Here is a 26,861-nt window from a genome sequence, read left to right on the forward strand (position 1 = left end):
GTTCAGATTCAGGAAATGATTCGCCAACTCAGAGCCACCAGTTGTAGTGATAAAAGCAGCAAAAGTAACATCCTATTCAAAAAATGCTGGAGAAACTGGAGAAACTGTTAGTATCTATGGTGAAAATTTTTCGGATAAAGTAAGTGATATAAAAATAACATTTGATGGGGTACCTGCAACAATTCTTTCGGCTACTGCAGCAATATCATTTACACTACCAGCTACGGAAAAACTATTACCATCATTAGTTCTAACAATTGTAAACAGAATAGTAACTAATGATGTAAAAAATACTTATAATGGCAACATTGGTATTTTACCAATATCAATCAACTACGGCTGGTTCACTATTCCAATACATAGAAAAAGTGACTCTGCAATTCCTCGCATACAAATGTTAAGTGATAAGATTTTATATTACACTCAAAGTGGTGCACGTCTCTCTAGAACTTTAGATGGAGGTATTACTTGGACAGATTGGGCCAATAATGGTTTTGGTGCTGGATTTCATGCAACTATAAATGATGAAGGATGGTGTCATACTGGTTTTGGAATTTCTAAAATAGCAGTTGGTGGATATCTTGGTATAGATGAATTTCCCAATTTTGGAGATAACAAAGTAGAAACTGCATTCTATCTATGTAGATGATAATATGAAAGACGGGACAATTGTCTCTCAAAAAGGAAAAGTATTTACCACAACAGATGGATCAACTTTACTAAAGTTTACGAAATAGAAGGTAATGGAGCCAATCTTTATCAAGCAACAGAAATTGATAATGATCATATTTGGGCAATTGGATATAAGGAACAAGGTAATATCAATCAGCCTTTATCTTATTCAAAAACAACACAACAGACGGTTGGAAAGAGTATCCTTTTGTAAAGGAACCTGCAGGTTATTACGCTAAGAAATTTGTTTTGTTGATTCTAAATGGTTTTCTTTTAATCAATAAATATCTAAAAAAGCTATTAGATGTTAAGTTGTTTAAAACCATTAATGGGGGTAACTCTGCGTCTCAAATTTATAATGGAGAGATGTTTACCAAATTTACTTTAAAGATAGAAATACAGGTTGGGCAATTCTAGATAATAAAATCTATAAAACAATTAATGGTGGTAGTGTTTGGACTCTTGACTACACACACGACCAACCTATCCGCAATATTTCATATAAGAACAATGTTGTTTGGGCTTTTTTACAGATAAGATTATCAAACGCTATTTGTAATATTTAGCGATAGAATACTGTATAATAAAAACATTACAGCCCTAAAAAGCTGTACTATTTTAAAATAAATGGAATGAAAAAAACTTTACTCTTACTATTATTTATTGTTATTACTTCGTGTTATCAGGAAACTTCTATAGCCATAGAAGGTGATTATTAAGCTCGTATGCAAATGAGGATGAATCAATTCCTGTTATTATCAAAATAGACAATAAAGTCACTGGAGCAGATACGTATGAATGGACTTTTGAAGGAGGCAATCCAAGTAGTTCATCTTTAAAAAATCCAGGTGAAATATTGTATGATAAACAAGGAACGTTTATCATAAAACTCAAAGCATCAAATGTAGATGGAGAGCATAAAGAATTTAGTAAAACCGTTGTTATAAAAGACGGAATCAACATTCAGTTTACCCATGAAATTACTAAGAGTAATTATTCTCCGGTTGAAGTCGTACTAAAGAATACTACCCCTGGGGAAGGATTAACTTTTCAGTGGGACTTTCAAGACGGAATTCCTGCAAGTTTTACAGGAAAAACACCTCCAAATGCTGTATTTACAACTCCTGGTGAACACACAATAACGCTAACAGTTTCTAATGGTTTTGAATCGCAAAAACAAACTAAAACAATTACTGTTGCTCCTTATTTAGTGAGTTTGTTCACTTACGAACCAAAGTTTGAAGATGATGATTACCAGGCTCCGGTTACGATACATTTTACCAATAAATCTACTAGTGCAACAAACTACAAATGGACTTTTGCTGGCGGAAATCCAGCGACATCAACTGAAGAAAATCCTACGGTTGTTTTTGCAAGTGCAGGCAGTCATGAAGTTACACTAGAAGCTATTAACGATAAGACTAGTCAGATTTTTAAATCTACAATTACAGTTTTACCAGATACGAATCTGCGTATTTTGACCAACGTTAAATTGGGAATCAATTCAGCACATAACAACAATACTATTGGGGCAATGTTCTCAACAGTTACAAGACAGGTATACAAGGCAAATGAAATCAACGATCAAAATAGCAATTTAATTGATATTGTTTTTCAGGGCTTGAACAACAATTTTACCTACAACAGATTTATATCGCCGGATCAAGTGAACAATTATGGTTTTTTAACACTCCAAAATGCACAAAGCACCATTTTTATAAACTCCCAAAATTTGTGTAATTGTGGTTTAAATTTCACCGAAACCCAATTTGACGCGATGGTAAATGATACCCCGATAAAATCTTTAAATATAAATTATAACGCAGCTGGCGAACAGCAATTTGGCTTTACTTATCCAAAAATCATTCTGTTTAAAACACAAGACGGACGAAAAGGAGCCATCAAAATTAAAGATATGGTAAAGAACGGAACTGGTTCTTATATTTTATGCGATATCAAAGTACAAAAACAATAACCAATAAATGAAGAGAGAGAATAAGAAGATCTTGTTTTGGTTATGTATCGTTTTTGCCTGTTGTATTTGCAGCAAAGGATATACCCAAGATGTGGATTTAGAGAGTTTTTATAAGCCCAATTTTAATGTTACAGGTACTATTAATGCCAATATGATGTATTATAATTCTAATATGCCAAATACACGTGAGCCTTTTACTTATCTGCTTTCAGGGAGTTTAAATATTAGTGCTTTTAATTTTAATGTTCCATTATTTTATAGTATTACCAATCAAGGAAATAATTTAGGTTATACAGCCCCGTTTGATTTTAATCGATTAAGTATTATGCCCAAATACAAATGGGTAAAAGCCTATATCGGTAATGTAAGTATGACCTTTTCTCCTTATACCTTAAGTGGTTTTCCGTTTAAAGGAGTTGGTTTGGAACTTACTCCAAGAAGCCCTTTTAAAGTCACTTTAATGGGAGGACAATTACTTAAAGCCGTTTCTGAAGAAAATGCAATGGGAGGAATTCCAGTGTATCAGCGTTTTGGTTACGGAGCAAAAATAGGTTTTGAGCAACCACAATATAAAATTGGCTGGATTGGTTTTTATGCCAAAGACAATGTTAATTCTCTAAACATGATGAGTGATAAGGGAGTGACACCAAAAGAAAACTTTGTAAACAGTTTGACCTTTAGTACCTCTTTATTAAAAAATTTAAACTTTAATGTTGAGTATGCTTTGTCTGTTTTAACGGATGATACTCGAAGTAAAAATCTTTCAGGTGGAAGTTTTAGGGACAAGTTGTTTTCTGCCAAAGAAAGTACAAGTTATATGAACGCCTTTAATGTTAATTTTGATTATAACATCCAAAAGAGTGTCATAGGATTAACGTACGAGCGTATTGATCCTAACTATAATACATTGGGTGCGCTATATTTTAATAATGATTTAGAAAACATTGCTTTACGTTTTTCACGCCCTTTTTATCAGGATAAAATTACAGTATCTACCAGTTTAGGATTTCAAAGAGATGATTTAGCAAAAGCAAAAAAACAGGATACTAAACGGGTTGTAGCTTCCATTAATATGAACTATACAGTAACAGATCAACTTACTATTTCGGGTAGTTATTCGAATTTCTCTACTTATACAAATAAAAAATTAGATCAATTTGAGCTTATAAATAATCCAAATGTAGTACAGTCTGATACTTTAGATTATAGACAATTATCCCAAAATGCCAATGTAAATATGTCCTATGCTTTTGGGGAAAAGAGAAATCAAAATTTCAATTTCAATTATAGCATTGCTGGTCAAGCAAATGAACAGGGAGGTATTATAAGAAAAGGACAAGCCAGTACAGTGCAGAATTATAATTTGTCACATTCAGTAAATTTTATAGGAACCAAAGTAGCATTAAACAGCTCTCTTAATTACACCAATAATGAGGTTGGTCAAAATAGTAATTCTTCTATTGGAGGTTCCATTGGAGCCTCAAGAAGTTGTTCAAAGATAAGCTAAATACAAATTTTGGAGTGCTTTACAATAATTCTCAGTCAAATATGAATTCGAGTTCTGTATTTGGAGTTAAGTTTAACAATAGTTATATGCTACTCGAAAAACACAACTTGAATATGAGTATTATTTCAATGTTCAGGAGTAGTTCTAATGCGAAGAAATTTAATGATTTAACTGCTACATTAAATTATTCTTATTCACTGGATAAAATAAAACTACCAGCCAAAAAAGAGCCTAAAGAAGAAGTCAAAATTGTTTCAGATCCTATTTTAGAAATAAAGCACAAAGACAAGACTTATAAAGGAACTAGAAATGAAATCATAAAACAGTTACAGGATCTCCAACTTGCATTACGACCGATGCCAAAAGAAGATTCAGATGAATTAGAGTATTTATTAAGGCTGACTACTCTGACCCCAGATGATGAGAGTTTTAAAGAAAAAGCTTTAAATTATTTGAAAGCGTATGACTTAAATAATGACATTTTAAACAGATACAATGAATTCATTCTTGAAACTGTAAAAAGTTTAAAAGAAGAAATGATTCGCAAAGACGGAGCTTTTGAAAATGAATATGTTATAGCATTAGGAAGAGTTAATAAACACAAGATGCATGGAGTCAGTGAACAAGATGCAACCAATAAAATTGGTTATAATTCGTATTTAAAATTGGTTGAAAGAAAAAATAAAAAGCTACAACCTTTATTAATTCATAGATGGATGCTTAATGAGATCTCAATACTTGCCAATACTTCTGCAGATGATATCCATAAAAATGAAAATCTTTCCAGTTTTAATAAGCAAGAGTTGAGTCACTTCTTTAAAATGATGAAAGATAAAAAAACAGAAACAGAAGTAATAGAAGAATTAAAAATCAAACTAATTCCGTTTTACCATGATTTAGCAAGCAAGAATGTTAAAGATGATGAAGTTGATTTTAATTATTTAAAGAATAATTAAGGGATTAAAAAATAGGGCTCTTTACGAAGTATAGGTATTGTTTCGAAAAGGGTTTTGGCTAAAATATAAAAGAAGTTACTATGCTTTATTGTATAAAAAAACAGGATTATTTGTTTATGAAAAAAAATTATAGAATACATCTATCGGTCTTATTTATCATGCTTTCGGTTCTTTTTTCGTATGGGCAAGATAGTGTTACGTCAAAAGAAGCAGGAGCTGCTTCGAGTGCTATCGAAAAAATCGAAGCGTCTGAGCGATGGATAGATAAGTTTTCGAATCAGGATTTGGTAGAATTACCAGTCGGGATTCGTAATACAGTAAATAATGTTCAGTATTCTATTGGAATTACAAAAGCTGTTTTTTCGGCAGAGTACACCACTCTTACCGTTTTTTGTAGAGTAGATATTCCACAAAAAGATAAAAATGGACAACTGATGCAATTATTCTTTGGAGCAGATAATGTCAAATTATCGCATCAAGGAGGTATAATTGGGGAGGCCAAATTAGTATTATTAGGTAATGTTGATATTCCGTTTAGTGATAATAAATGGCAGGTTTCATTATATGGTGGTTTTGATATGGCAACTGGAAGTGTTGAGGATTTGACCTATGTAACAATTGATTGTGATGGTTTTAAAGAAATGAAAATTTCTGGAGCCGTGGAGTTTTCAAGGAATTTGATACTACCAATTGATCCAATAACAAAAAAAGTTGATGAAGCAAAAACGACGATTCCTAAAACCTATTATAACGGGAAAACAGTTCAGATACCAAACAGAGTTAGAGGTGATTTTAGCTTTATGGCAAGTAGCTGGAATGATATTTTGGTCAATGTAAGTTTAGAGCCTTTTACACTAAAAGACAAAAGAAACGGAAAAGATTTTGATGGTAATTTTGAGTTTTGGGTAAGTAATGCGGTATTGGACTTAAGTGATTTAAAAAATGACCCTACAGTTGTATTTCCAGAATATTATGCGAAAAATGCACTTTTAGTACCAAGTCCAGAAGCTTGGAAAGGAGTTTTTATTCAAGCTTTTGAGGTAGGTTTGCCTAAAGAATTTCAGACTACAGATACGGCATCAAGTAAAGAGAGGCTTCGTGTAGGTGCTCAAAATCTTATTATTGATAAATATGGAGTATCTGGAACTTTTTATGCAGATAATGTGTTCCCACTGGATCGAGGTATTACCAGTCAGGAAAAATCATGGGCTTATTCCTTAGATCATATTGATGTAACTATTGCAGCAAATACTTTTGTAAAAGCAAATTTAAGCGGTCAGATTCTTTTACCAATAACTAAAGCACCAACAGAAAAAAAAGAAACTTCAGCTCCCGCAACACCAAGTACTGGAACAACTCCTGCTAAACCAGTACAAACCAATAGAGCTGGCTTGGCATATAATGGATTTATATCCATGAATGAACAGCAGCTGATTGTGGTTACAAAAGATTCAATAGCTTTTGATATTTGGAAAGCAAAAGCGTTACTGCTGCCTAATAGTTCTGTTGAACTAAAATTAGTTAATGGACGGTTTTTACCCAAGGCAAATTTAAACGGAACAGTTTCTTTTGGTACCAATAAAGGAGCAACAGATGATAAAGACGTAGAGGGAAAACGTACGGTTGATTTTAAAGGAATTTCTTTTGAAAATCTACAATTGCAGACCGTCTCCCCTATTATTTCTGTTCGAAATATGGGCTATAAAGGTACAGTTGCCTTTGGTAATTTTCCTGTTTCCATTGGTAATATAAATGTTGCCATTAACGGAAATAATTCCCGAATTGATTTTGATTTAGGAATTAATTTGATGGATGCCGTTGGTGCAGGTGCCACAGCCCGAATCGGAATACTAGGAAAAATGTATGATGATGGTTATAGGCAACGAAGCCGATATGCCGGTCTTGATTTATCAGCCATAAATATTGATTGTGAATTTAGTTCATTAAAAATAAAAGGGAATCTTATCTTAATGGAAAAGGACCCCGTCTATGGAGATGGTTTTAATGCTGATTTAGAAGTGGATGTCGCAAAAATTGTCAACGTAAAAGCAAAAGCTATTTTTGGACGTAGTACTTTCAGGTATTGGTATTTTGACGCCGCAGTAAAATTCCCTCCAGCTGAAGGTTCCCCGTTTATGATTACTGGTTTTGGTGGAGGTGCCTATTATAAAATGCATAGAAATCAAGATATAGCCATTGGAGATTTCTCCCCATCAGGATTGAGTTATACCCCAGATGAAAAAGTAAGTTTAGGAATTAAAGCTTTAATTTATTTTAGTATTGGTTCACAAAGTATCTGTGATGGTGAAGCTGGATTTGAAATGGCTTTTAACTCAAAAGGTGGAGTCAATAGATTAGCCATTTTTGGGAAAGCTAATGTTCTGGCTACTATACCAGGACTCAAAGATGTTACTGACTTAATGGAAAAAGTAACTTCTGATGTTACTTCAAAGAAAAGTTTTTTAGGCATAACTGAAAATGATCTTAAAGGTTCTTTCGCTAGTAAATATATTCCAGAGGCAAAAGCAGCAATTCCAGGAGATTTATCAGCTGCAGTAGGTATAAAAATGGCAGCAGCAATAGAATTTGATTTTCAAAATAATTCGATGCATGCCACAACAGATGTATATATTAATACACCAGGGAATTTTCTTTCAGGAACGGGACCAGGTGGAAGAGCTGTTTGGGGAGTTTTTCATAAAGATCCCAAAGATTGGTATATGTACATGGGAACTCCAGATGACAGATGTGGTATAAAGATTGGAGTTGCCGGTTTATACCGTAAAACAACCGGTTATTTTATGGCAGGTACATTATTGCCAGGAAGCCCGCCCCCACCCCCTATTGTGGCTCAGATTCTGGGTGTAGATGCCAAACAATTAGATTATATGCGTGACGAAAATGCATTGGCAAATGGAGGGGGTATGGCCTTTGGTGCGAGTTTAGATTTTGACACGGGAGATTTAAGTTTCTTACTTTTTTATGCCCGTTTTCAGGCAGGAATGGGATTTGACATTATGCTGAAAGATTATCAGGAAGCCAGGTGTTCTAATACAGGAAAAACTGTAGGTATAAATGGTTGGTATGCTAATGGACAATCGTATGCTTACCTGCAAGGAGAATTAGGAATTAGAATCAAATTATCATTCTTGAAATTAAAGATTCCAATTATTTCAGGTGGTGCAGCGGTTTTATTACAGGCAAAATTACCAAATCCAGTTTGGATGAGAGGATATGTAGGTGGAAACATGAATATTTTAGGAGGATTAATTAAAGGTAAATTCCGCTTTAAATTAGAAATAGGGGAAGAATGTAAGTTTGAGAATGGATCTCCGCTAGGCGGACTTAAACTGATAACAGATGTGACTCCAAAACAAAGTTCTACCGATGTAGATGTTTTTGCTGTACCTCAAGCCGCTTTTTCAATGAAAGTAAATGAAGCTTTTGTGATTCCGGAAGATGAAGGTGATGTTACCTATAAGGTGATACTAGAAAAATTTAAGGTCCTTGATGGTACAAAAGAAATTCAGGGAATCTTAGAATGGGGTTCTTCTAAAGACAAAGCTAATTTTGTTTCTACAGATATTTTACCCCCGAACAAGGAATTAAAAGTTCAGGTAGAGGTTAGTTTTCAAAAGATGGTAAATGGTGTATTTCAGCCTATAAAAATAGACGGAAAAGTGGCAACAGAATATGAAGAGAGACTATTTACAACGGGAGGAGCTCCCGATCATATTCCACTTACCAATATAAAATATTCTTATCCTGTTGTAGATCAGAAATATTTCCTTGAAGAAGAATATCCAAAAGGATACATTCAGCTTAAACGTGGTCAGGATTATTTGTTTGAAGATGGGAAATGGGAAACTAGTATAAAAGTAAATGAAGATGGAGTTTCTAATGCAAAAGCTACGACTTTTAATTATAATACTAGTTCTAATGAAGTCTATTATGATCTTCCTAATATTAATCAGGACAAGAAATATAACTTTTCGATAGTGAGTAATTTAAAACAAACTCCGTCTAGAAATTCAGTAACTACGACAAAAACAAATACTATTAGTGATGCAGGTAATGACATACAGGTAAGAGAAAACCAAGCTGATGCATTATCTAAAACAGAGGGAAGTATTGATCGTTTATCTTACTCATTTACTACAAGTAAGTACAAAACTTTTACTTCTAAAATGAATGCGATAAATACGCAGAATTATAATTTTGGAGTATTATATTCAGATGTTATTTACTTATCCAATACGATTTCAAGTCAGGAAGCATTTGATATGGTTGAATTGCAAGGAGTAACATATAGCGATAATAAGCCCATTATAACAGCCCAATCTAAACTAAATGACGCGTATTATACAACAGATATCTTTCCATATCTCTATAAAGATTATCCTTTAAATGGTAAATATGCTATAAGTGACAGAGATACTAGTGAATTAGGAGTGATTCCTGCAAAAGCGATACCGCTCAATGCTTATTATATGACTAGTATTGAGAATAATGTAAACCAATCCTGGACAAAAGGCAATTTCCCATTTAAGTATAATATGCCATTGCTTTACAAACAGGATTGGGTTGATTTAAACAATCAGATTGCTAATGATTATGTAAACGGCTTAGTGAGTAGTACATCCGTTGCAAACCGTTTTCTAAATAGTAATTTCTTGTTTATGCGCTATGGTAATTATGAAATAGTAATGAAATACAATTTGCCAGGAGATAAGAAATCGACAGAGTTTACGTATAAGTATAAAAACAATAATAATTTTAGGTAATTAAGTTAAATCCATCTCAATTGTATCTTTGAGATGGATTTTTTTTTAAATATATAAACAAAAATAAACCTCAATAAAAATTACAATTGCTCTTTTCGAAGTTCCTCCATAAAATATGATGCAGGCATTCCTGTTCTGGAAAAAAAAGCTTTTGTAAAACGCTCTGTAGTGCTAAAACCGCATTCTTCTGATAGTGCATTGTTATTATAATTTTGAATTTTCTTATTCTCTTTTAATAAGCCAATCAAATAATCCACTTTTAGGTCATTGATATAATTTGCAAACTTTTTATCTCTGTAAGTAGCAATTATTTGTGAAATATATCTTGTGTTTGAGCCAAAAGTAACTGCAAGCTTTGCTAAAGTCCAATCTTCTTCCAAAAACTTTTTATCTACTTCAAACTTCTCCAATTGCTTTAAGACTGATGTCACCGTTTCTTGATTCATATCTTCTATTCTATTGGTTATATTCTTGGAATCAACTTTAATAGTAGCATCACTTTTTTTCATTAAATCATCAAATCTTTGCCGATAGATTTTCCTGTTTTTAATATGTTTATAAATGAGAAAGACAACAGATAAAAATAAAAGGACTACTATCCCCTTAAGAATAAAACCATCTCGTTCTCTTTTATTGAGTAACTTTTTAATACTGTTTTTCTGTACCAATAATTCTTTAGTGTCATAATCTTTGTGAATTCTTCCCGATACATATCTATATCTATTGTGCAATATGCTATCCACTTTAAGTAATTTTTCAATATAATAAAGTTGTAGTACAAGATCGTCTTTAGATTTAAAGTAGCTGATCAGTAATTCATAGTTATTGCGAAGATCCGGACGGATGTATCCTTTATCATCAAAAATAGAATCCACTTTTTGAAAATAGGGTATCGCTAGTTCGGGTTTCTTAAGATCCCAATAGCTTTTCCCAATATAAAAATACGCAACAGACTCATTTGCAAAACCTTTGTTTTTTTGAATAACGGCTAATGAATAGTTTATTTTCTTAATAGCCAAAGCATAATTACCTCTGAAATACTGATTAACTCCTTCGGAAAGAATAAAATACTCTTTCATTTCATTATTAGCCAATCTTTCTCCTTCCAATAATCCCTTCTCATTTGTTTCTGTACATAAGCTGTAGTTTCCAATACGATTATAACACAACCCAAGAGAATGAAGTGAATTCAAATAGCCACTATCATTATTTTTCTTAAAATAATTGATGCATTCCTTAAACAAAGCAATTGCCTCATTATAAGACCCAAGAAAGTATTTTATGTTAGCAATATTGTATTTGGCCTTATAGATTAAATACTTGTCATTAGTTTTAGAAATATAACTATTGGCAATAAGATAATTATCTAATGCATAATTGTGTTTTTTCCAAGCATAGTATACAATTCCTTTTGTAAGATAGGCCGAACCTATCAAAGCATTGTCCTTTGATTTTTTTGCAGTGTAGATCATACTGTCTGCATATACCAGTTTCAAATTTTCTGGGGAGTGGTAGAGATAGTTTTTATAGCCATTTACCATCTCTTCAAAATTCTTTTCTGCTTTTGATTTTACCAAAAAAGATTGAAGATAGAGGGATTGTTTAACACTACCTTTTACGGATTCTTCTATTCGCTCAAAGAGATAATCATAATTCTTGTATCGAAGTGTGTCAGGAATTTTAAAATGGAGTTCCTGTGCGCTGATTTGACCTCCCCAACAAAAAGAGAGTAAAAAAAGATACTTTCTAATCATAATGTGAATTAAAATGAGACATTATTTCCTCTGCAAAACCATTTTAGAGCCAAGTATTCGGCTTAAAAAGAATCTAGGGATATTTTGCCATAAATTATCTCAAATATAATACAAACAATTGATAACTAACTATTTTGCTCTAAAAAAGGCATACGGATTTTCATAAAATCCATACCGTAAAGTATGAAAATCCATATACAATGTTTTGCGGGATAAAAAAAAGCCCTTTAGATTTGTCTCGAATTCAAAAGCAAAAACATTTGGCATCGTGCTAAATTCAAGTTCTGCTTACCCGGGTGAAATGAACTGACTACAAAAGTAGTCTATCACATTTTACACATTTCAATCATGAAAAACATTTCAATATCATTAGTAATTTTAACATTATTAATTATTTCCTGTACAAATGATACTGTTGACAACACAGAAAGCATCGCTCGTAAGATAAGCATGAAAAAATTAGAAAAATCAACAAGTTTGATGGAAAACCTGACCCCTGAAAATCCGGAAAACACGTATGACTTTGCAGGTCAAATACATAATAACATTCTTGATGTTTATTTGTCCGGCAATTATCAGCATACTACAATTGCGCAAATTAGCCAACAAATTGAAGTCATTGCAACTGCAAACAATGATTTAATGCTATTAAACATGCAAACAAATCTGCCAATTAATCTTGACATAATACAAGAAATTGTAAATAATCCTCAGTTTGAACTAGATCAGACTATTACAAATTCTACAATGACAAGTGCTGCAAAAGATAGCCTTTCCAGTTTTATGAGTAATGTCCTTTTATGGGAAAATCACCCCTATGAGGAAATTTATCAAAACATTATTTATTATGAATCATCCGTGATAGCTAATTCCGGATTTAGTAACGAGGATAAAAGAATTATCCTCACGACTTCTTCCATAATACGATATTCCATCTATTACAATCTGGTACGCAAAGATAAAGATTGGCCTCCCTCTAAGGGACACCGTGTTGGGGGACTTAGTGGTGCTATGGATAATTCATCTACTGCGATTAGACGCTCCCTTGTTACAGGAATTATGATACGTACTCTAGCAACTTACTGATGTTGTATCGTCTTTATTCCATCGAAAAGGAAATAATATACACTTTTACTGTGTTTCTAATTCTTTTCAATCTTGTTAGTCTTTATTTCATCATAGACCTACTTTCCTATGATGAAATAATTGGCTACCTCACAAATGGTGAGATAAAAAGTGATAGCCCACGCATTCTGGCTTACTTACTTTTTGTGAGTGGCATGTCCAATTTACTTTTTGTCACTGTTTCATTGATGTCCAGATTACTATCGGAGTAACCTGATATCAACTTAAACCTATATAAAATAAAATTTATTTAACTCGTTGCAATCCTAATTTTATAAAAGAGCATTGTTGTGGTAAGAAAAAATTCAAAATATCATCATCCCGGTTTGCAGGTCTACATATACAAAAATTTAGCACCTATAACCGTTTTTAATGAGCTTCTTAACGCAGACCATTTTTCTGTACTGAGTGTAAATTCAGGTTCTTTATCTATAAAAATAGATAACAAAGACGTTACAGTCTTCGAAAATGAATTACTAATAATTCCGATACAAAGTTCATGTGAAATTTTGACAACGAGTAAACAATTGCAAATATGCCTAATATCGTGTACACCAGATTTTATTTTTGAGAATAACATCCGAAGACTACATATAGGGTATTTTGATTTTTACACTAGGAAACTTCCTTCGAAAATTTATATCAAAGATAAAGAACTCCAGCACCTAGTATTTTTGTTTGAACAATTATATCAAAAAAAGAAAATCCAGTAAACAAATTTTTAAAGAAGAAATATTGCTGCTTAGTTTTAATTTATTCCTTTATGTATTAGCAGAAAAACATAGCAGTTATCTTCAACAATTAAACGAAAATTTCACCATAAAAGAAAAACTACTAATACAATTTTTTAAAATTTTAGAAATGAATTGCAGAGAACAACACAATGTAAAATATTATGCGGATGTATTATCTATGACACCTAGTAATCTTACAAAAATAATTAAGGAATTAACTCAGAAAACAGCTAAACAATTTATTGATCAAGCTACTGTTTTAGAGGCTGAAAATTTACTTCAAAATACAGATATAAGTATTTCCAATATTAGTGAAGAACTGCAATTCACGGATTCTTCAGCTTTCAGTAATTTTTTCAAAAGACATACTTCCCTGTCCCCTTCCGAATATCGGTCACGATTAAATCCTCATTGAATAATGCATAAACATAATTTGACTGGGTTAAGAATGTTCTATAAGCATTGATTTAGAGTACTGTCGATTGCAAGTCGAGAGAAATATTTACTAAGTAAAAAGTAAAAAAAATGACTCAAACCTATCTTTTAGAATGGATGGATTTAACGGTGACCTCAACCCTTAATCCTCGTAAAACAGACCTTACTATGATTACTCCCATTCAATCCAAAGCGATTATTAAAAAAGCGACCGAGCAAACATTCTTAATTCAATCACAGTTTACGGTACAAGTTTTTTCGCTTACCAATGAGAAACAGATTAAAATATTAGTTGGAAATTATTATTCATCACTGCTATTTCTTTTAGATAGAATCACAGAAATAAGTAACCGCAATGATCAACACCGCGAACATTTAAAAGAGGTTACATCAACTTTAATATCCTGTTTAGATGAATTAATAACTTTTGTTGAATCAAGATTTGCAAACTATTTAAACAAGCCCTTTCCAATTACTGAAAAGAAGATAACTGAGTCCTCTGTTGTAGACTCTACTTCTAGTAAAGTACTATGCAAACTTTCAACAGATCAGACAGCTCTGATACTTAGAGCATCCGATGAACTAAAAATTTCTTATTTCAAAATCAATGAATCATTTATTTAAAACAATCGTTCCTTTTTTATCCACTCCAAATAAAGTAAATCTTTCTTATAATGCGATGCGTGGCAAGGCATACGTTGCCGAAGAAAGAGACAAAGAAATAGCGATTGAAACATTGGAACGTATGATTAAACAGATTAAAGAATATTAACTAAATAGTACTAATTTAAAATTTAAAAACATGAAAAAGCTATCCTGTATTTGGACCTTGTTAATTTTGATAATCACAGGCTGTCAACCTAAAAAACTAGATGAGAAATTGGCTACTGCCCTTATTCTAGAAAAAAATCATTATCCTACAATTGTAGACCATGATATTTACTGCAATGATCCCGCACACGCGTACACCATTTTTAAATCTGGTCTTGTCGAAAAAGGATTTGTAAAAGTGCTTCAAAATAAGAAATTTGGTGATACAATTTCTTTCGTGAGTTTTACCTCTGCGGCAAAACCATACTTACTGCCTACACCCCTTGCTGATAAAATATCTAAAATTCAACGCGTAAAAGTAGCAGATGAAGAATTTGGAGCAATTAAGGGAATTCGGATTATGAGTTCTGGTAATAAGGCAATTGTAGAATACACTACGATTCGAAAAAAGAATATTTTTGCTGCTGTCATTAAAAATGGATTGAAAGATACACTCACTCATGAAGTCTATTTTATACGAACAGATGATGGCTGGCAGCTTATGGATAAAAAATCGGAAATTGAATTTTTATCTTATTAGAATATACAAAAGTTACTTAGGCAACCATAAATTCTATTACAAACTTTTATACTTTCATGGCTCAGAAATGTATCAAATTGAATATGTTTGGGTCTACCATTTATTAATCTTTAATAATCTCTTTGTGAACCATTCTATGATATGATCTAAAGAAAATTCAACAAGATAAAACTGATAAATCATTTTATTTTAATTCAAAAGTTAATAAATTGTAGTAAAAAGATTTCTTATATTCGCTTGAATAAAAGAAACTTATTTCACAAAGACAAGTAAAAAAGTTGTTTGATGCCATTTTATAGCTAGTATAACAAGTTAGTTGCAAGCGCAAAAAAATCGGAGAATAAATTAAAATTCATAAAAAAATTATGGCAAAAATAAATCTAAAACTTCCCGAAGAAATACGAAAAGTTGAATATCTTGATAGTCTTGTGCTTAAAACGATTGAATATAGGGAAGATTTCAAACCATTTGTCGAAACGCTAATTGTGAATGTTGAATTTATCATATCTAAATCTATTAAAGAACAAGTTGTTAATTCTCTTACCGAAAAAAACGGAGTATTTGAATTAACTATTCCAATGAAAAGATATTGGATAAGTCCAACTAAACTAACACCTCCTCCAAGTCCTAAAGACGTTTATAATTCTGTACTGTTTGCGTTAGATAGCGCTTTAAAAGATTTTAATAATGATATTCTAAATGATTCTGAAAACGAACCCAAAAATGAAAATATCTAAATAAATAAAGCTCGTGCAACTAACACACGTTTATGGCTATTGTGGAATTAAGTGGAATTATCGTTTCGCATCAATTTTTTGCAAAGCCGAAAATTGAAAGGTTACGAACTTCCATAACAGCCACAAGTACGAGAACGTCAGACTGTGGAAAAACTAAAATCATCCTCTTAAGAATCCCATATTTGAGTTTTTCTTTGCTAGCCGCCCTCCCAATACTTTCTAAATTTAAAGTAGTTTTTTCACAGTCTGACGTTAGCGGTCATGCTAAAAAAATCAGAGAATTCAATAACCTAAAGTAAATAAATGAATCTAAATACCGAATCAATAAATAATTTTTTATCTAAACTATCTGTTCTTGATTACAAATATAGATTACATGAAAAAGATAAAGAGCAATTCAATATTTTTACCGCATTACATAAAGAACGTGATGAAGTTAGATTACACTCAAGGTTTATTTCTGTCTTATTATCTCCAGAAAGCAGACATAATAAAAATGATACATTTTTAAAATTATTTTTAAAAACGTTATCTATTGAAAATTTTGAAATAGAAAATGTGAAAATTTATCCTACAGAATTTCAAAAATCAGAATTTAATAAAATAGATATTTTAATAATCAATAGAATTTCAAAACAAGCAATTATTGTTGAAAACAAGATTGGGGCTGGAGATTCAAATCATGAAGATAGAGGTCAATTAGAAGGTTATTTTGAATTAATTCATACGCTTGAAAATATTCCTAAAGAAAATATTAATGTTTTTTATTTAACATTAGATGGGCATTTACCAACATCTGAAAGTCTTGGTAAATACGAGCTTTTAGAAAACATGAATGGAAGAACTATTGACTATGAACACGAAATACAAAATTGGCTAACACTTTGTTTAAATGAATGCATATTTCAACCTTATCTAAGAGAAAGTATTATTCAATACATAAACTTAATAAAACAAATGACTAACGATAATACAAATATTCAAGAAAGGATGGAAATTAGAAATCTAATTTCTAATAGTAATGAAAATATGATAAGTGCAAAACTTCTTGTGGATAATTTTAAACATGTTAAATGGCATACAGCAATGGATTTTTGGAATGAGTTATGCCTAGAATTAGAAAAAAAAGGTTTTAAAATTCATTCAAAACCTAATCAAGAAAATATCACCAATACTACTCATTATGAAGTCTATAAAAAATCCTATGAATCCTCCAATGATTACGGAATTCATTTTTCATCAACTTCTAGGATGGAATTATTCATATGGAATGGAACTGGCGATAACTGGATTTACTGGGGTTTAGAAAAGAAATTATTAGTACCTGAGCAATTAAATCGAATAAATTCTACTTTGACACAAGACTCTTGTTTTTTTCAGATAAGTGAAAATGAATATTGGAAATATTTCAATCTAAATGATGACGAAAATATTTTCTTTCCTGATTTTTCATATAAAGGAACTTTTGACCTAATAAATGTAAATCATAGAAAAATGATAATTGAAACCAAATTAGTTCCTGAAATTTGTTCGTTTCTGATGGAAAATCTATAAAAAACGACCGCTAACACATCTAAAATAATTCATTTTATCCTCTAATTAGCCTTCCAATCAGAAGGCTTTTTTATTTTTTTTACATTTTTTTTATTTTTTTCTCCTTGATTTTACTGGGGGTGCAACGGGGTACAACTGGGGTGCAACAAAAAGTTGTACTTGTAGCAGTTTGTTGTCTATTGTTTCTTTGCCCTGTAATGATGAAGATCCTCATTTGGAATTATTCCATCTATGGGGATTGTGAGAAACTAATGTAGAACGATAAAATGAGGAGCGTATGTTTACAAACATTTCATGGGGTAATTACATAGTTGTGGTTATTCTGCTATTAGCAAGTTGGTATTTATTTGTTGGATTTCGATTTTATTTTGATGACCTCAAAGAAGTGATCTCAGGAAAACGGAAACTTCAATTCCCGCAGATTAGGAGATCCAAATTACGGAGACTTTCAATCCGAAGAAAACGATCAGGAAACACCTTCACCTACTTCAAGCCAACCTACGTTTGGAGAATTTGACACCACCTTTCAGGATGTTGATGCGCTGGTGGCACGATTAAAAAGTTTTATCGCTGACGCAGCAAAGAAAAAATTAGTCAAAAAAGAATTTACCTATTATCTGCAACTCCTACTAAGAGAATATCCTTCCGTAAAAGATTCTGCTTTTCGCTCTTCTGTGAGTGAACTGATTGTGACAGAGTGCAAAACACTTGACGCTGTATCTGTAACCCAAGCAGAAGCGGAAGGTTTGTGGGACTAAAAAATCTAAAACATTCTAACGGAGGAAATGCCCCTGTCCGTCCCGGCGCAGTATGGCATATGTAACAGGAAAGTGGCACTGCGACAGCGGCAACACCTCCGTTTTTATCTGAATTATTAAACTTTAAAATAATGTGTGATGAAAAAATGGAACTGGAATTTTAAAAAGTTTATACCCCAAAAAAATAATCGTATCGGTATTCTCCTGGCTCAAATCCTTTTTGCGATAAGCTATGAGGTTTATGCTCAGGATGGGCTGGCAGGAATCAATGAAGCCAACCAGCAGGTACGAAGTTACTTCGATGCAGGAACGGAACTGATGTATGCCGTTGGGGCAATCCTTGGGCTCATAGGCGCAGTCAAGGTATATCAAAAATGGAATGCAGGGGATCCTGATACTGGAAAAGTTGCCGCCGCCTGGTTTGGTAGCTGTGTTTTTCTTGTCGTAGTGGCTACCGTAATCAAATCCTTCTTTGGGATTTAAACGAACAAGGTCATGTCAAATAGTGTATATCAAATCAACAAGGGAATCAACCAAAGCATAGAATTTCGCGGATTAAAGGCACAATACATCTGGTACCTGGGTGGTTGTGTTATTGCTCTTATGATACTGTTTGCAATACTGTACATAGCAGGTTTACCATCACTAATCTGTATAGGAATTATTGGCATATCAGGAACCTTGTGGGTTTTAAAAATATATAAAATGAGCCATCAATACGGAGAATATGGAATGATGAAAGCGTTAGCGAAACGACAAATTCCTAAAGCAGTGAAATCCCAGAGTAGAAAAATATTCATGAACTTTTCTAAAAACACACCAAATGAAAAATGAAATTTCAATAGCTACCGGCTGCAAGTTCCACATTGATAGTAACGCTCAGGCTATAGTGGAAACAGCGAATCCTAGCAATACTACTCCTCTTGAAGGATTACCAATTTATGAGATTCAGGGAACGTCATTTTATGTCGACATCAACAGTCAGGCTCTAATCGAAACAACAAATCTTACCAATACGATTTCTTTCCATGATATGAAAGATCACGGAACCCACTACTCTATGTGTTACCAGTCTGAGTATAAAAACTTTCCGTGCCAACTCGATGCAGTTGAAGATACTATCAATATCAACATATCCCCTTTGCTCATTTTAGATTCCGAAGGTATGGCAAAGAAGTATGGAGTTGCTATAGAGAGTTTAAAAAATAAAACTGACTTAGAGTTTCTTAATCCAAATTATGAAGGTTTCATGGAACGGGTAGCCGGAATCCTTCCTCATATTGATATCGCAGGACAGGATTTTATCATAGATCTCAACTTAAAAGAACTGAGATTAGCGGAGGATCCTTTTATAAAATTGGAATTTAAAGACTTCGAAATTGGTTCTTTTGATGGAGACTTTGCCTATCATTTTCTATATGATACCAAACTTCAAAGGCTAGTAGGTAATGAATCCTCAAAGGGTGTTATCCGAGTAGAATTGCCTAATCTTTTATATCTGGATCCTGTTGGACTTGCAAGACGCAATGGTCATGAAGACTCAGCCTATATCAGGGACTATCCAATAGAAAAAAATTTGAAAGCGACTACTTATACAAGCCCGCTAGATGTAAAAAAACATTCCAACAAACAAACTTTAGATAATAATGAATTCCCTAGAAAAAAGGGAAAAAGACTCTAGGTGATGATTTGAATTAACAGGTAAATGATAGATGAAGATGGAAAAGATGACGGATGATATTTTACCGATTATGGATGTCGAGCACGATTGCATCCTGTCCAAACAAGGAGATGTGACGGTAGTATTTAAGGCAGAACTGCCTGAGATATTTACCTTGTCAGATCAGGAATACGAAGCGTTCCATCAGGCATGGCTCAAGGCCATAAAGTTACTTCCCAAGTTTAGTGTATTCCACAAACAGGACTGGTTTATCGATAGTAAGTTTGAACCTGATTTTACCAGTGAAGACTCTAGTTTTCTTACCCGAAGCAGTGACCGTTTTTTTAATGAGTGTCCATTTCTGGATCATTCGTGTTATATTTTTCTAACCAAGAAACCAGCAGGAAGGAAAACCTCCAGTTCCTTATTTTCAAATTTACTGAGAGCTTCTATCGTTCCAGAAGAAACATTAAAAGCACAATTACGTCAGGAATTTATAGATAGTACCGGACAATTCAGACGCATACTGGAAGATAGTGGTTTTGTAAAGCTAACTCGTCTTGGTGATGATGATCTTAGAAGTCACAGCAGAAAGATTGGGATTATAGAGAAGTATTGTTTCCTTTCTGAAAAGGAAAATTCATTTGTATTTAAAGATATTGCTTTCGATGATGATTTGCGGGTTGGCGACAAGCATTGCCAAATTTATACATTAGGTGATGCTGCCGACTTGCCAGCTCTATGTGGTTCTCGAATTAATTATGATAGATACTCCACTGATAAAACTAAGTTCAGTATAGGATTTGCATCAACACTCGGTCAATTACTTTCCTGCAACCATATTTACAACCAATATATTTTTATAGAGGATTTCCAAAAAACCTTGCAGAAATTGGAAAGCAAAAGACTTCGATTACAATCCTTATCAGCCTACAGCAGAGAAAACCTTATTGCTAGAGATGCTACCAATGATTTTCTTAATGAGGCTATCGGTCAGCAACGACTTCCTGTAAAAGCTCATTTTAATGTACTGATTTGGACGGATAATAAAGAAGAACTCAAAGACCTGAAAAACAAAGTTTCTTCAGCATTGGCTCAGATGGATGCTGCTGCTAAACAAGAAACCGTAGGAGCAGCTCAGATTTTTTGGGCAGGTATTCCAGGAAATGCAGCAGACTTTCCCATAAACGACACCTTTGATACGTTCACAGAACAAGCGGTTTGTTTTTTGAATCTGGAAACAGGTTATCGTTCTTCCTTGAGTCCAATTGGAATTCGCTTAGGAGACCGTTTAACAGGAAAACCTGTTCATGTAGATATTAGTGATGAGCCAGTTAAGATGGGTATTTGTACCAATCGGAACAAATTTATACTGGGGCCATCGGGAAGCGGAAAATCCTTTTTTACTAATCATATGGTGAGGAGTTACTACGAACAAGGAACTCATGTTGTATTGGTTGATGTGGGACACAGTTACAAAGGATTGTGTGATATGGTGGGTGGATATTATTTTACTTATGATGAAAAGAACCCAATTCGATTCAACCCCTTTTATATCAGTGATGGTGATATACTGGATACTGAAAAAAAAGAAAGCATTAAAACATTGCTTCTTGCCCTTTGGAAAAAAGACAATGAAACGTTTAATCGAAGTGAATATGTAGCACTGTCCAATGCACTGCAATTGTATTATGAAAAGTTAGACAGTAATCCGGATTTGTTTCCTTGTTTTGATAGTTTTTATGAATTTCTAAAAGATGATTTTGTAACCGTATTGGAGGGTGATAAAGTAAAAGAAAAGGATTTTGATGTAAACAATTTTCTGTATGTATTGCGTCCTTACTACAAGGGAGGAGAATTTGATTACCTGCTCAATGCTACTGAAAATTTGGATCTGTTAAAAGAACGGTTCATTGTTTTTGAACTTGATAATATAAAAGATCATCCGATACTCTTTCCAGTGGTAACCATTATCATTATGGAAGTCTTTATAAGCAAGATGCGCAAACTCAAAGGTATTCGAAAAATGATACTTATTGAGGAAGCATGGAAGGCTATAGCCAAAGAAGGAATGGCGGAATACATTAAGTATTTGTTTAAGACCGTTCGTAAATTCTTTGGGGAGGCGATTGTAGTCACTCAGGAAGTAGAAGATATTATTTCTTCACCAGTAGTCAAGCAAGCAATTATCAATAACAGTGATTGCAAGATATTACTGGATCAGAGTAAGTACCAAAACAAGTTCGAGCAAATCCAAGAATTACTTGGACTTACTGAAAAAGAAAAAGCACTGGTGCTCTCGGTAAATAAAGCCAATGACCCTGACAAGAAATACAAAGAAGTATTTATCTCACTGGGAGGAATGCAATCTAAAGTGTATCGGACTGAGGTATCCCTTGAAGAATACCTCGCTTATACTACCGAAGAAACCGAAAAAGTAAAAGTACAGGCGTATGCCAAGAAATTTGATGACGACATCCGAAAAGGTATTGCGGCACTCGCTATAGATATGAGAAATGGAAACTAAACAATACTAATTATGAAAGCGAAAACGAAAATTATAATTTGCCTGTTGTGCTTTTTACTTATAAGCACTCCTACCCGACCAGCAGAAAAGGTTGCAGTACTACCAATTTTAGAAATGGTAAAAGCTGTTGCCAAAAAAGTAATCAAAGCAATTGACTTAAGGATTCAAAAACTACAGAACAAAACCATCTGGCTGCAGAATGCACAGAAGAAAATAGAAAATATCCTGTCCAAATTAAAGTTGGATGAGATTTCCGATTGGACCCAGAAACAAAAAGACCTCTACAAGGATTATTATGAAGAGCTCGCAAAAGTCAAATCCATTATTACCTATTACCAGCGCATCAAAGATATTAGTCAAAAACAGGTTCGATTAGTCGACGAATATGAAAGAGCCTGGAACTTATTTCAAAAGGATGCTCATTTTAATGCAAGCGAATTGGATTATATGCAAAGGGTTTATTCCGGAATATTAAATGAAAGTCTAAAAAATATCGACCAGATTTTCTTGGTATTGGATTCTTTTACCACCCAAATGAGTGATGCCAAGAGAATAGAAATCATCAATGCTGCCGCCGATCAAATCGATACTAACTATAATGACCTGACACTCTTTAACAGACAGAACATACTGCTGAGTCTTCAAAGAGCCAAAACACAGCATGATGTCAATTCGGTTAAGAAATTTTACGGAATTCCGTAATAAATAAAAAAATCATGAAAAAGATATTTTTTATGTTTCTCTTATTAGGATTCTTTAAGGGAAATATTCATGCACAGACCAAACAACAAAGGATTCTTTTACAGCAAATAGCGGCACTTCAAACGTATATCGGATATGCTCAAAAAGGTTATTCGGTAGCAAAAAAAGGACTGGGTGCTATATCAGATTTTAAGCGTGGAGAATTTAATCTTCATGGTGATTATCTCACATCGCTCAAGCAGGTTAATCCAAAAATTAAAAAGTATGCAAGGGTAGCTGAAATTATAGGGCTACAGTTAAAAATCATAAAAAGCTACAAGAGCTTGTACAGGCAAATCCAACAGGATGATTTATTCCACGGCGATGAAGTTGATTATATCCAAAGGGTATTTGAGAGGGTAATTGAAAATTGTGATACTAATATGGATGAACTATTGATACTTATTTCGGACGGACAGTTAGAGTTGAAAGACGACGAACGAATGAAACGCATTGATACCATCTACCAAAACATGCTCGATAACTACACTTTCTCTGAGGGTTTTGGTAATCAAACTAAACTGATGGCTTTATCAAAAGCCAAGGAGTTGAAAGAGGCAAAAATCAGCCGTGCCTTGCGCGGCATAAACTGATATATCATGAAAAAAATACTGATTATAGGAATTGTATTTATCGGATTGTTATTTCCATTGAGAGTAACAGCTCAAAAACAGGAAATCCAGCAATTGATTTTGAACATTGAGAAACTGAGCCAGTTTAAACAAATCCTTAAGGATATGAAAAAAGGCTATGAAATGCTCAGTGGAGGTTATAATACGGTCAAAGATTTATCTAAAGGAAATTTCAGCCTGCATGAAACATTCCTTGATGCGCTCATGCAAGTCAGTCCCACAGTCAGAAATTATAAGCGTATAGGTGATATTGTGAATTATCAGGTACTCTTGGTAAAAGAATACAAGTCCGCTTTTAGCCGCTTTAGGGATAGTAAAAATTTTAACCCTGAAGAAATTGCCTACCTCGAAAGGGTGTACGATAATCTGTTTAAACAAAGTCTTAGAAATCTTGAGGAATTAACCTCAGTCGTTACCGCTAATAAAATGCGAATGTCGGATGATGAACGATTGGCATCTATTGACAAGATATATGTTGATATGCAAGACAAGCTTATGTTCCTGAGAAACTTCAATAACAATACTTCAGTACTGGCTTTACAACGAGCCAAGGAGCGCAATGATGTAAATGCGATTCGCAACATGTTCACCAAATAACTAAATATCCACTCTTATGATACACATAAATAAGGAGGCATTACTTGTCGTCCTAGGGATTTTATTACCCTTTACCAGCCAAGCACAAGGAGTTGCAGATGAGATGAACAGTCTGCATAGTGTATTGGAACAGTTATACGATGAGATGATGCCTTTGTGCAGTAACCTGCTTGGAGTTGGACAGGGACTTGCCGGTTTTGCAGCGATCTGGTATATCGCTTCGAGAGTCTGGAGACATATTGCCAGCGCAGAACCTATAGACTTCTACCCTCTCTTTCGTCCATTTGTTATTGGATTTTGCATCATGATTTTTCCTTCAGTATTGTATATGATTAATGGCGTGATGAAACCTACTGTTACCGCAACCGCCGCAATGGTAGAAGGATCGAACAAAGCTATTGAACGACTACTTAAAGAAAAAGAAGAAGCCCTTAAGAGTACTAATCCTTGGCAGATGTATGTTGGTTCCAATGGAAGTGGTGATCGCGAAAAATGGTATAAATACACTCATGATGATGCCAACCCAGAGGGAGAGGGAAAATTTGCCAGTATCGGTAATGATATCCAATTTGCTATGAGTAAAGCCTCATATAATTTTAGAAATTCAGTAAAAGAATGGATGAGCGAAGTACTGCGAATTTTATTTGAAGCGGCTTCACTCTGCATCGATACACTTCGAACTTTTCAATTGGTGGTGCTGTCTATTTTGGGTCCACTCGTTTTTGGCATATCCGTCTTTGATGGTTTTCAACATACGCTCACCGTCTGGCTGGCGCGCTATATCAATATTTACCTATGGCTTCCTGTGGCAAATATCTTTGGCAGTATCATCGGAAAGATTCAAGAGAATATGCTGAAACTTGACATCTCGCAAGTAGGTGAACACGGTGATACTTTCTTTAGCAGAACCGATGTAGCCTATCTCGTCTTTATGATTATCGGTATCGTAGGGTATTTCACTGTACCTTCTGTTGCCAACTATATTGTTCATGCTGGCGGTGGTGGTGCGTTAGGGCAAAAAGTCACTAGTATCTTCAGCAATTCCACAACTTCCGTTATCAACACCACCTCCCAAGGAGCTGGTATGGCAGCAGATGCGATGGGCAATGCAGCTGGGAGAATGTACCAAAGCATGTCTGGTTCTGCTGGCTCATCTCCTTACTTTAAAGATAAGGATAACTATATGGGTAATAAATTAAAAGGCAATTCCTAACCTCTAAATAAAAGTAGCATGTTTAGTAAAATGAAAAATATTGACACTGCCTTTCGCCATGTTCGCGGCTTTACTATGCTGGTAATTGTTGGTTGCATTTTAATTAGTTGTTTCTCCCTTTACAAAAGTTTTTCCCTTGTATCTCAAATGCAGAACAAGGTTTACATACTGGCTAATGGAAAGGCATTAGAAGCCTATGCTTCGGACCGAAAAGACAACATACCCATTGAGGCACGAGACCATGTAAAGACGTTTCACCAATTCTTCTTTACTCTTGACCCCGATGATAAAGTAATCAAAAGTAATGTTACCAAGGCACTTTATCTAGCTGATGACAGTGCCAAAAGGATCTACGATGATCTAAAAGAAAATGGCTATTACTCGGGTATCATCTCAGGGAATGTCAGCCAGACGATAAAAATTGACAGCATAACCATTGACATCAATACCTATCCATATGGGTTCCGATGTTATGCTACTCAAAATATCATCAGAACCACCAGCATTGCCCATCGGAACCTGATAACAAAAGGTAACCTTCGCAATGTATCGCGAAGTGACAACAACCCCCATGGTTTTTTAATTGAACGTTGGAATACCATTGAGAATCGGGATTTAGGCACTGAAAACAGAAAATAATAAACTACTGATTATGAGATTTTATTTTAGGAAAAACGATGCTATTGAAAGTATTAAAAACAGTCTTTGGCAAAAATTTGAACAGGCAAATCTTCGATTGCAACATAGGTGTGCACAATGGTTGGAACGCAAAACAGCTCACTTTTCACGACTCCATTGGATTGTGATTCTGTTCAGTTTTATAGTATTTACAGGAGGTTGCAGTATGTACCTGATTGTAACGAGCTTTTCTGGAAATACAACTAAAAATATAACTGTCATTCCAATTACTAAACCAACTAATTCAGTTCCATTAAAAGAAAAAGACATCGAGCTCAAAACAATTATCAGTAAAGTTGAATTAGAAAAAATTAATCATTTTCGAAAGTATATGGACAGTCTGGGACGTAGTCCAACAGGAAAAAAAATACATGACAGTATTGTATTATGCCGTCCAGGGCTTCTGGACAGCCTTTCAATACTAGAAAATTATTATTACTCACATTTTAAAAATTGATATCATGGAACAAA

The 26,861-nt window shown here is 33.7% G+C and carries 25 protein-coding genes; 24 read left to right on the forward strand and 1 reads right to left on the reverse strand.

Going from position 1 to position 26,861, the window contains the following annotated elements:
• The first annotated feature begins 46 nt into the window (after positions 1-46).
• The 5 genes from AC1RYN_RS12690 (at position 47) to AC1RYN_RS12710 (ending at position 9,894) form a co-directional block, all read left to right on the forward strand.
• Positions 47-649, forward strand: a complete 603-nt coding sequence (locus AC1RYN_RS12690; protein ID WP_481807260.1) for an IPT/TIG domain-containing protein — start codon at positions 47-49, stop codon at positions 647-649.
• Between the two features lie 879 nt (positions 650-1,528).
• The gene (locus tag AC1RYN_RS12695; RefSeq protein WP_481807261.1) at positions 1,529-2,647 is read left to right on the forward strand and encodes a PKD domain-containing protein; all 1,119 of its coding nucleotides are present in this window, start codon (positions 1,529-1,531) and stop codon (positions 2,645-2,647) included.
• A 7-nt stretch (positions 2,648-2,654) separates the two neighbouring features.
• Entirely contained in the window at positions 2,655-4,154 is a 1,500-nt protein-coding gene (locus AC1RYN_RS12700; RefSeq protein ID WP_481807262.1) for a hypothetical protein, read from the forward strand.
• Between the two features lie 41 nt (positions 4,155-4,195).
• Positions 4,196-5,110 carry a hypothetical protein gene (locus tag AC1RYN_RS12705; RefSeq protein WP_481807263.1) on the forward strand — a complete coding sequence of 305 codons (915 nt, stop codon included), beginning with the start codon at positions 4,196-4,198 and terminating at the stop codon, positions 5,108-5,110.
• A gap of 116 nt (positions 5,111-5,226) precedes the next feature.
• Positions 5,227-9,894, forward strand: a complete 4,668-nt coding sequence (locus AC1RYN_RS12710; RefSeq protein WP_481807264.1) for a hypothetical protein — start codon at positions 5,227-5,229, stop codon at positions 9,892-9,894.
• Positions 9,895-9,974: 80 nt separating this feature from the next.
• Here the strand turns inward: AC1RYN_RS12710 and AC1RYN_RS12715 are convergent, their stop codons facing one another.
• Positions 9,975-11,648, reverse strand: coding sequence for a helix-turn-helix domain-containing protein (locus AC1RYN_RS12715; protein ID WP_481807265.1), 1,674 nt, complete (start codon positions 11,646-11,648; stop codon positions 9,975-9,977).
• Positions 11,649-11,996: 348 nt separating this feature from the next.
• Here AC1RYN_RS12715 and AC1RYN_RS12720 point away from each other — a divergent pair, with 348 nt between their 5' ends.
• The 19 genes from AC1RYN_RS12720 to AC1RYN_RS12810 all read left to right on the forward strand — a co-directional run bounded on the left by AC1RYN_RS12720 (position 11,997) and on the right by AC1RYN_RS12810 (position 26,847).
• Positions 11,997-12,734: a hypothetical protein gene (locus AC1RYN_RS12720; protein ID WP_481807266.1), complete on the forward strand. Its 738-nt coding sequence runs from the start codon at positions 11,997-11,999 to the stop codon at positions 12,732-12,734.
• 329 nt (positions 12,735-13,063) lie between these two features.
• Positions 13,064-13,486 carry a hypothetical protein gene (locus AC1RYN_RS12725; protein ID WP_481807267.1) on the forward strand — a complete coding sequence of 141 codons (423 nt, stop codon included), beginning with the start codon at positions 13,064-13,066 and terminating at the stop codon, positions 13,484-13,486.
• A gap of 148 nt (positions 13,487-13,634) precedes the next feature.
• Positions 13,635-13,922: a helix-turn-helix domain-containing protein gene (locus tag AC1RYN_RS12730; protein ID WP_229990432.1), complete on the forward strand. Its 288-nt coding sequence runs from the start codon at positions 13,635-13,637 to the stop codon at positions 13,920-13,922.
• 110 nt (positions 13,923-14,032) lie between these two features.
• Positions 14,033-14,566 carry a hypothetical protein gene (locus tag AC1RYN_RS12735; protein WP_481807268.1) on the forward strand — a complete coding sequence of 178 codons (534 nt, stop codon included), beginning with the start codon at positions 14,033-14,035 and terminating at the stop codon, positions 14,564-14,566.
• Positions 14,550-14,714: a hypothetical protein gene (locus tag AC1RYN_RS12740; protein ID WP_481807269.1), complete on the forward strand. Its 165-nt coding sequence runs from the start codon at positions 14,550-14,552 to the stop codon at positions 14,712-14,714. The genes AC1RYN_RS12735 and AC1RYN_RS12740 overlap by 17 nt, the downstream gene beginning before the upstream one ends.
• Positions 14,715-14,744: 30 nt before the next feature.
• Positions 14,745-15,293, forward strand: coding sequence for a hypothetical protein (locus AC1RYN_RS12745; RefSeq protein ID WP_229990430.1), 549 nt, complete (start codon positions 14,745-14,747; stop codon positions 15,291-15,293).
• 365 nt (positions 15,294-15,658) lie between these two features.
• The gene (locus AC1RYN_RS12750; RefSeq protein ID WP_481807270.1) at positions 15,659-16,030 is read left to right on the forward strand and encodes a hypothetical protein; all 372 of its coding nucleotides are present in this window, start codon (positions 15,659-15,661) and stop codon (positions 16,028-16,030) included.
• 303 nt (positions 16,031-16,333) lie between these two features.
• Positions 16,334-17,584, forward strand: coding sequence for a PDDEXK-like family protein (locus AC1RYN_RS12755; RefSeq protein WP_481807271.1), 1,251 nt, complete (start codon positions 16,334-16,336; stop codon positions 17,582-17,584).
• 545 nt (positions 17,585-18,129) lie between these two features.
• Positions 18,130-18,342, forward strand: a complete 213-nt coding sequence (locus AC1RYN_RS12760; RefSeq protein ID WP_481807272.1) for a hypothetical protein — start codon at positions 18,130-18,132, stop codon at positions 18,340-18,342.
• Between the two features lie 138 nt (positions 18,343-18,480).
• The gene (locus AC1RYN_RS12765) at positions 18,481-18,825 is read left to right on the forward strand and encodes a DUF4134 domain-containing protein (protein ID WP_481807273.1); all 345 of its coding nucleotides are present in this window, start codon (positions 18,481-18,483) and stop codon (positions 18,823-18,825) included.
• A 12-nt stretch (positions 18,826-18,837) separates the two neighbouring features.
• Positions 18,838-19,176 (forward strand): DUF4133 domain-containing protein, encoded by a 339-nt coding sequence (locus AC1RYN_RS12770; RefSeq protein WP_481807274.1) that lies wholly within the window; start codon positions 18,838-18,840, stop codon positions 19,174-19,176.
• Between the two features lie 55 nt (positions 19,177-19,231).
• Positions 19,232-20,023, forward strand: a complete 792-nt coding sequence (locus AC1RYN_RS12775; RefSeq protein WP_481807275.1) for a hypothetical protein — start codon at positions 19,232-19,234, stop codon at positions 20,021-20,023.
• A gap of 37 nt (positions 20,024-20,060) precedes the next feature.
• Positions 20,061-22,529, forward strand: coding sequence for a TraG family conjugative transposon ATPase (locus AC1RYN_RS12780; RefSeq protein WP_481807276.1), 2,469 nt, complete (start codon positions 20,061-20,063; stop codon positions 22,527-22,529).
• 12 nt (positions 22,530-22,541) lie between these two features.
• The gene (locus AC1RYN_RS12785) at positions 22,542-23,231 is read left to right on the forward strand and encodes a conjugal transfer protein TraI (RefSeq protein WP_481807277.1); all 690 of its coding nucleotides are present in this window, start codon (positions 22,542-22,544) and stop codon (positions 23,229-23,231) included.
• 14 nt (positions 23,232-23,245) lie between these two features.
• On the forward strand, positions 23,246-23,863 hold the full coding sequence (locus AC1RYN_RS12790) for a hypothetical protein (RefSeq protein ID WP_481807278.1): 618 nt from the start codon (positions 23,246-23,248) through the stop codon (positions 23,861-23,863).
• A 6-nt stretch (positions 23,864-23,869) separates the two neighbouring features.
• Positions 23,870-24,499 carry a TerB family tellurite resistance protein gene (locus AC1RYN_RS12795; protein WP_481807279.1) on the forward strand — a complete coding sequence of 210 codons (630 nt, stop codon included), beginning with the start codon at positions 23,870-23,872 and terminating at the stop codon, positions 24,497-24,499.
• Between the two features lie 16 nt (positions 24,500-24,515).
• Positions 24,516-25,712: a conjugative transposon protein TraJ gene (gene traJ / locus AC1RYN_RS12800; RefSeq protein WP_481807280.1), complete on the forward strand. Its 1,197-nt coding sequence runs from the start codon at positions 24,516-24,518 to the stop codon at positions 25,710-25,712.
• A 30-nt stretch (positions 25,713-25,742) separates the two neighbouring features.
• Entirely contained in the window at positions 25,743-26,351 is a 609-nt protein-coding gene (traK, locus tag AC1RYN_RS12805) for a conjugative transposon protein TraK (RefSeq protein WP_481807281.1), read from the forward strand.
• Between the two features lie 13 nt (positions 26,352-26,364).
• Positions 26,365-26,847, forward strand: a complete 483-nt coding sequence (locus AC1RYN_RS12810) for a hypothetical protein (RefSeq protein WP_481807282.1) — start codon at positions 26,365-26,367, stop codon at positions 26,845-26,847.
• Positions 26,848-26,861: the final 14 nt, after the last annotated feature.

The organism is Flavobacterium sp. TC780, assembly GCF_056783245.1.

Excerpts from the sequence above, each read along its gene's own strand:
- AC1RYN_RS12710 (WP_481807264.1), top strand. The coding sequence starts at position 5,227 with ATGAAAAAAAATTATAGAATACATCTATCGGTCTTATTTATCATGCTT.
- AC1RYN_RS12750 (WP_481807270.1), top strand. The coding sequence starts at position 15,659 with ATGGCAAAAATAAATCTAAAACTTCCCGAAGAAATACGAAAAGTTGAA.
- AC1RYN_RS12740 (WP_481807269.1), top strand. The coding sequence starts at position 14,550 with ATGAATCATTTATTTAAAACAATCGTTCCTTTTTTATCCACTCCAAAT.
- AC1RYN_RS12745 (WP_229990430.1), top strand. The coding sequence starts at position 14,745 with ATGAAAAAGCTATCCTGTATTTGGACCTTGTTAATTTTGATAATCACA.
- AC1RYN_RS12700 (WP_481807262.1), top strand. The coding sequence starts at position 2,655 with ATGAAGAGAGAGAATAAGAAGATCTTGTTTTGGTTATGTATCGTTTTT.
- AC1RYN_RS12730 (WP_229990432.1), top strand. The coding sequence starts at position 13,635 with ATGAATTGCAGAGAACAACACAATGTAAAATATTATGCGGATGTATTA.
- AC1RYN_RS12795 (WP_481807279.1), top strand. The coding sequence starts at position 23,870 with ATGAAAAAAATACTGATTATAGGAATTGTATTTATCGGATTGTTATTT.
- AC1RYN_RS12720 (WP_481807266.1), top strand. The coding sequence starts at position 11,997 with ATGAAAAACATTTCAATATCATTAGTAATTTTAACATTATTAATTATT.
- AC1RYN_RS12770 (WP_481807274.1), top strand. The coding sequence starts at position 18,838 with ATGTCAAATAGTGTATATCAAATCAACAAGGGAATCAACCAAAGCATA.
- AC1RYN_RS12755 (WP_481807271.1), top strand. The coding sequence starts at position 16,334 with ATGAATCTAAATACCGAATCAATAAATAATTTTTTATCTAAACTATCT.
- AC1RYN_RS12780 (WP_481807276.1), top strand. The coding sequence starts at position 20,061 with ATGGAAAAGATGACGGATGATATTTTACCGATTATGGATGTCGAGCAC.
- AC1RYN_RS12705 (WP_481807263.1), top strand. The coding sequence starts at position 4,196 with ATGAATTCGAGTTCTGTATTTGGAGTTAAGTTTAACAATAGTTATATG.
- traK (WP_481807281.1), top strand. The coding sequence starts at position 25,743 with ATGAAAAATATTGACACTGCCTTTCGCCATGTTCGCGGCTTTACTATG.
- AC1RYN_RS12735 (WP_481807268.1), top strand. The coding sequence starts at position 14,033 with ATGACTCAAACCTATCTTTTAGAATGGATGGATTTAACGGTGACCTCA.
- AC1RYN_RS12715 (WP_481807265.1), bottom strand. The coding sequence starts at position 11,648 with ATGATTAGAAAGTATCTTTTTTTACTCTCTTTTTGTTGGGGAGGTCAA.
- traJ (WP_481807280.1), top strand. The coding sequence starts at position 24,516 with ATGATACACATAAATAAGGAGGCATTACTTGTCGTCCTAGGGATTTTA.
- AC1RYN_RS12790 (WP_481807278.1), top strand. The coding sequence starts at position 23,246 with ATGAAAAAGATATTTTTTATGTTTCTCTTATTAGGATTCTTTAAGGGA.
- AC1RYN_RS12810 (WP_481807282.1), top strand. The coding sequence starts at position 26,365 with ATGAGATTTTATTTTAGGAAAAACGATGCTATTGAAAGTATTAAAAAC.
- AC1RYN_RS12785 (WP_481807277.1), top strand. The coding sequence starts at position 22,542 with ATGAAAGCGAAAACGAAAATTATAATTTGCCTGTTGTGCTTTTTACTT.
- AC1RYN_RS12765 (WP_481807273.1), top strand. The coding sequence starts at position 18,481 with ATGAAAAAATGGAACTGGAATTTTAAAAAGTTTATACCCCAAAAAAAT.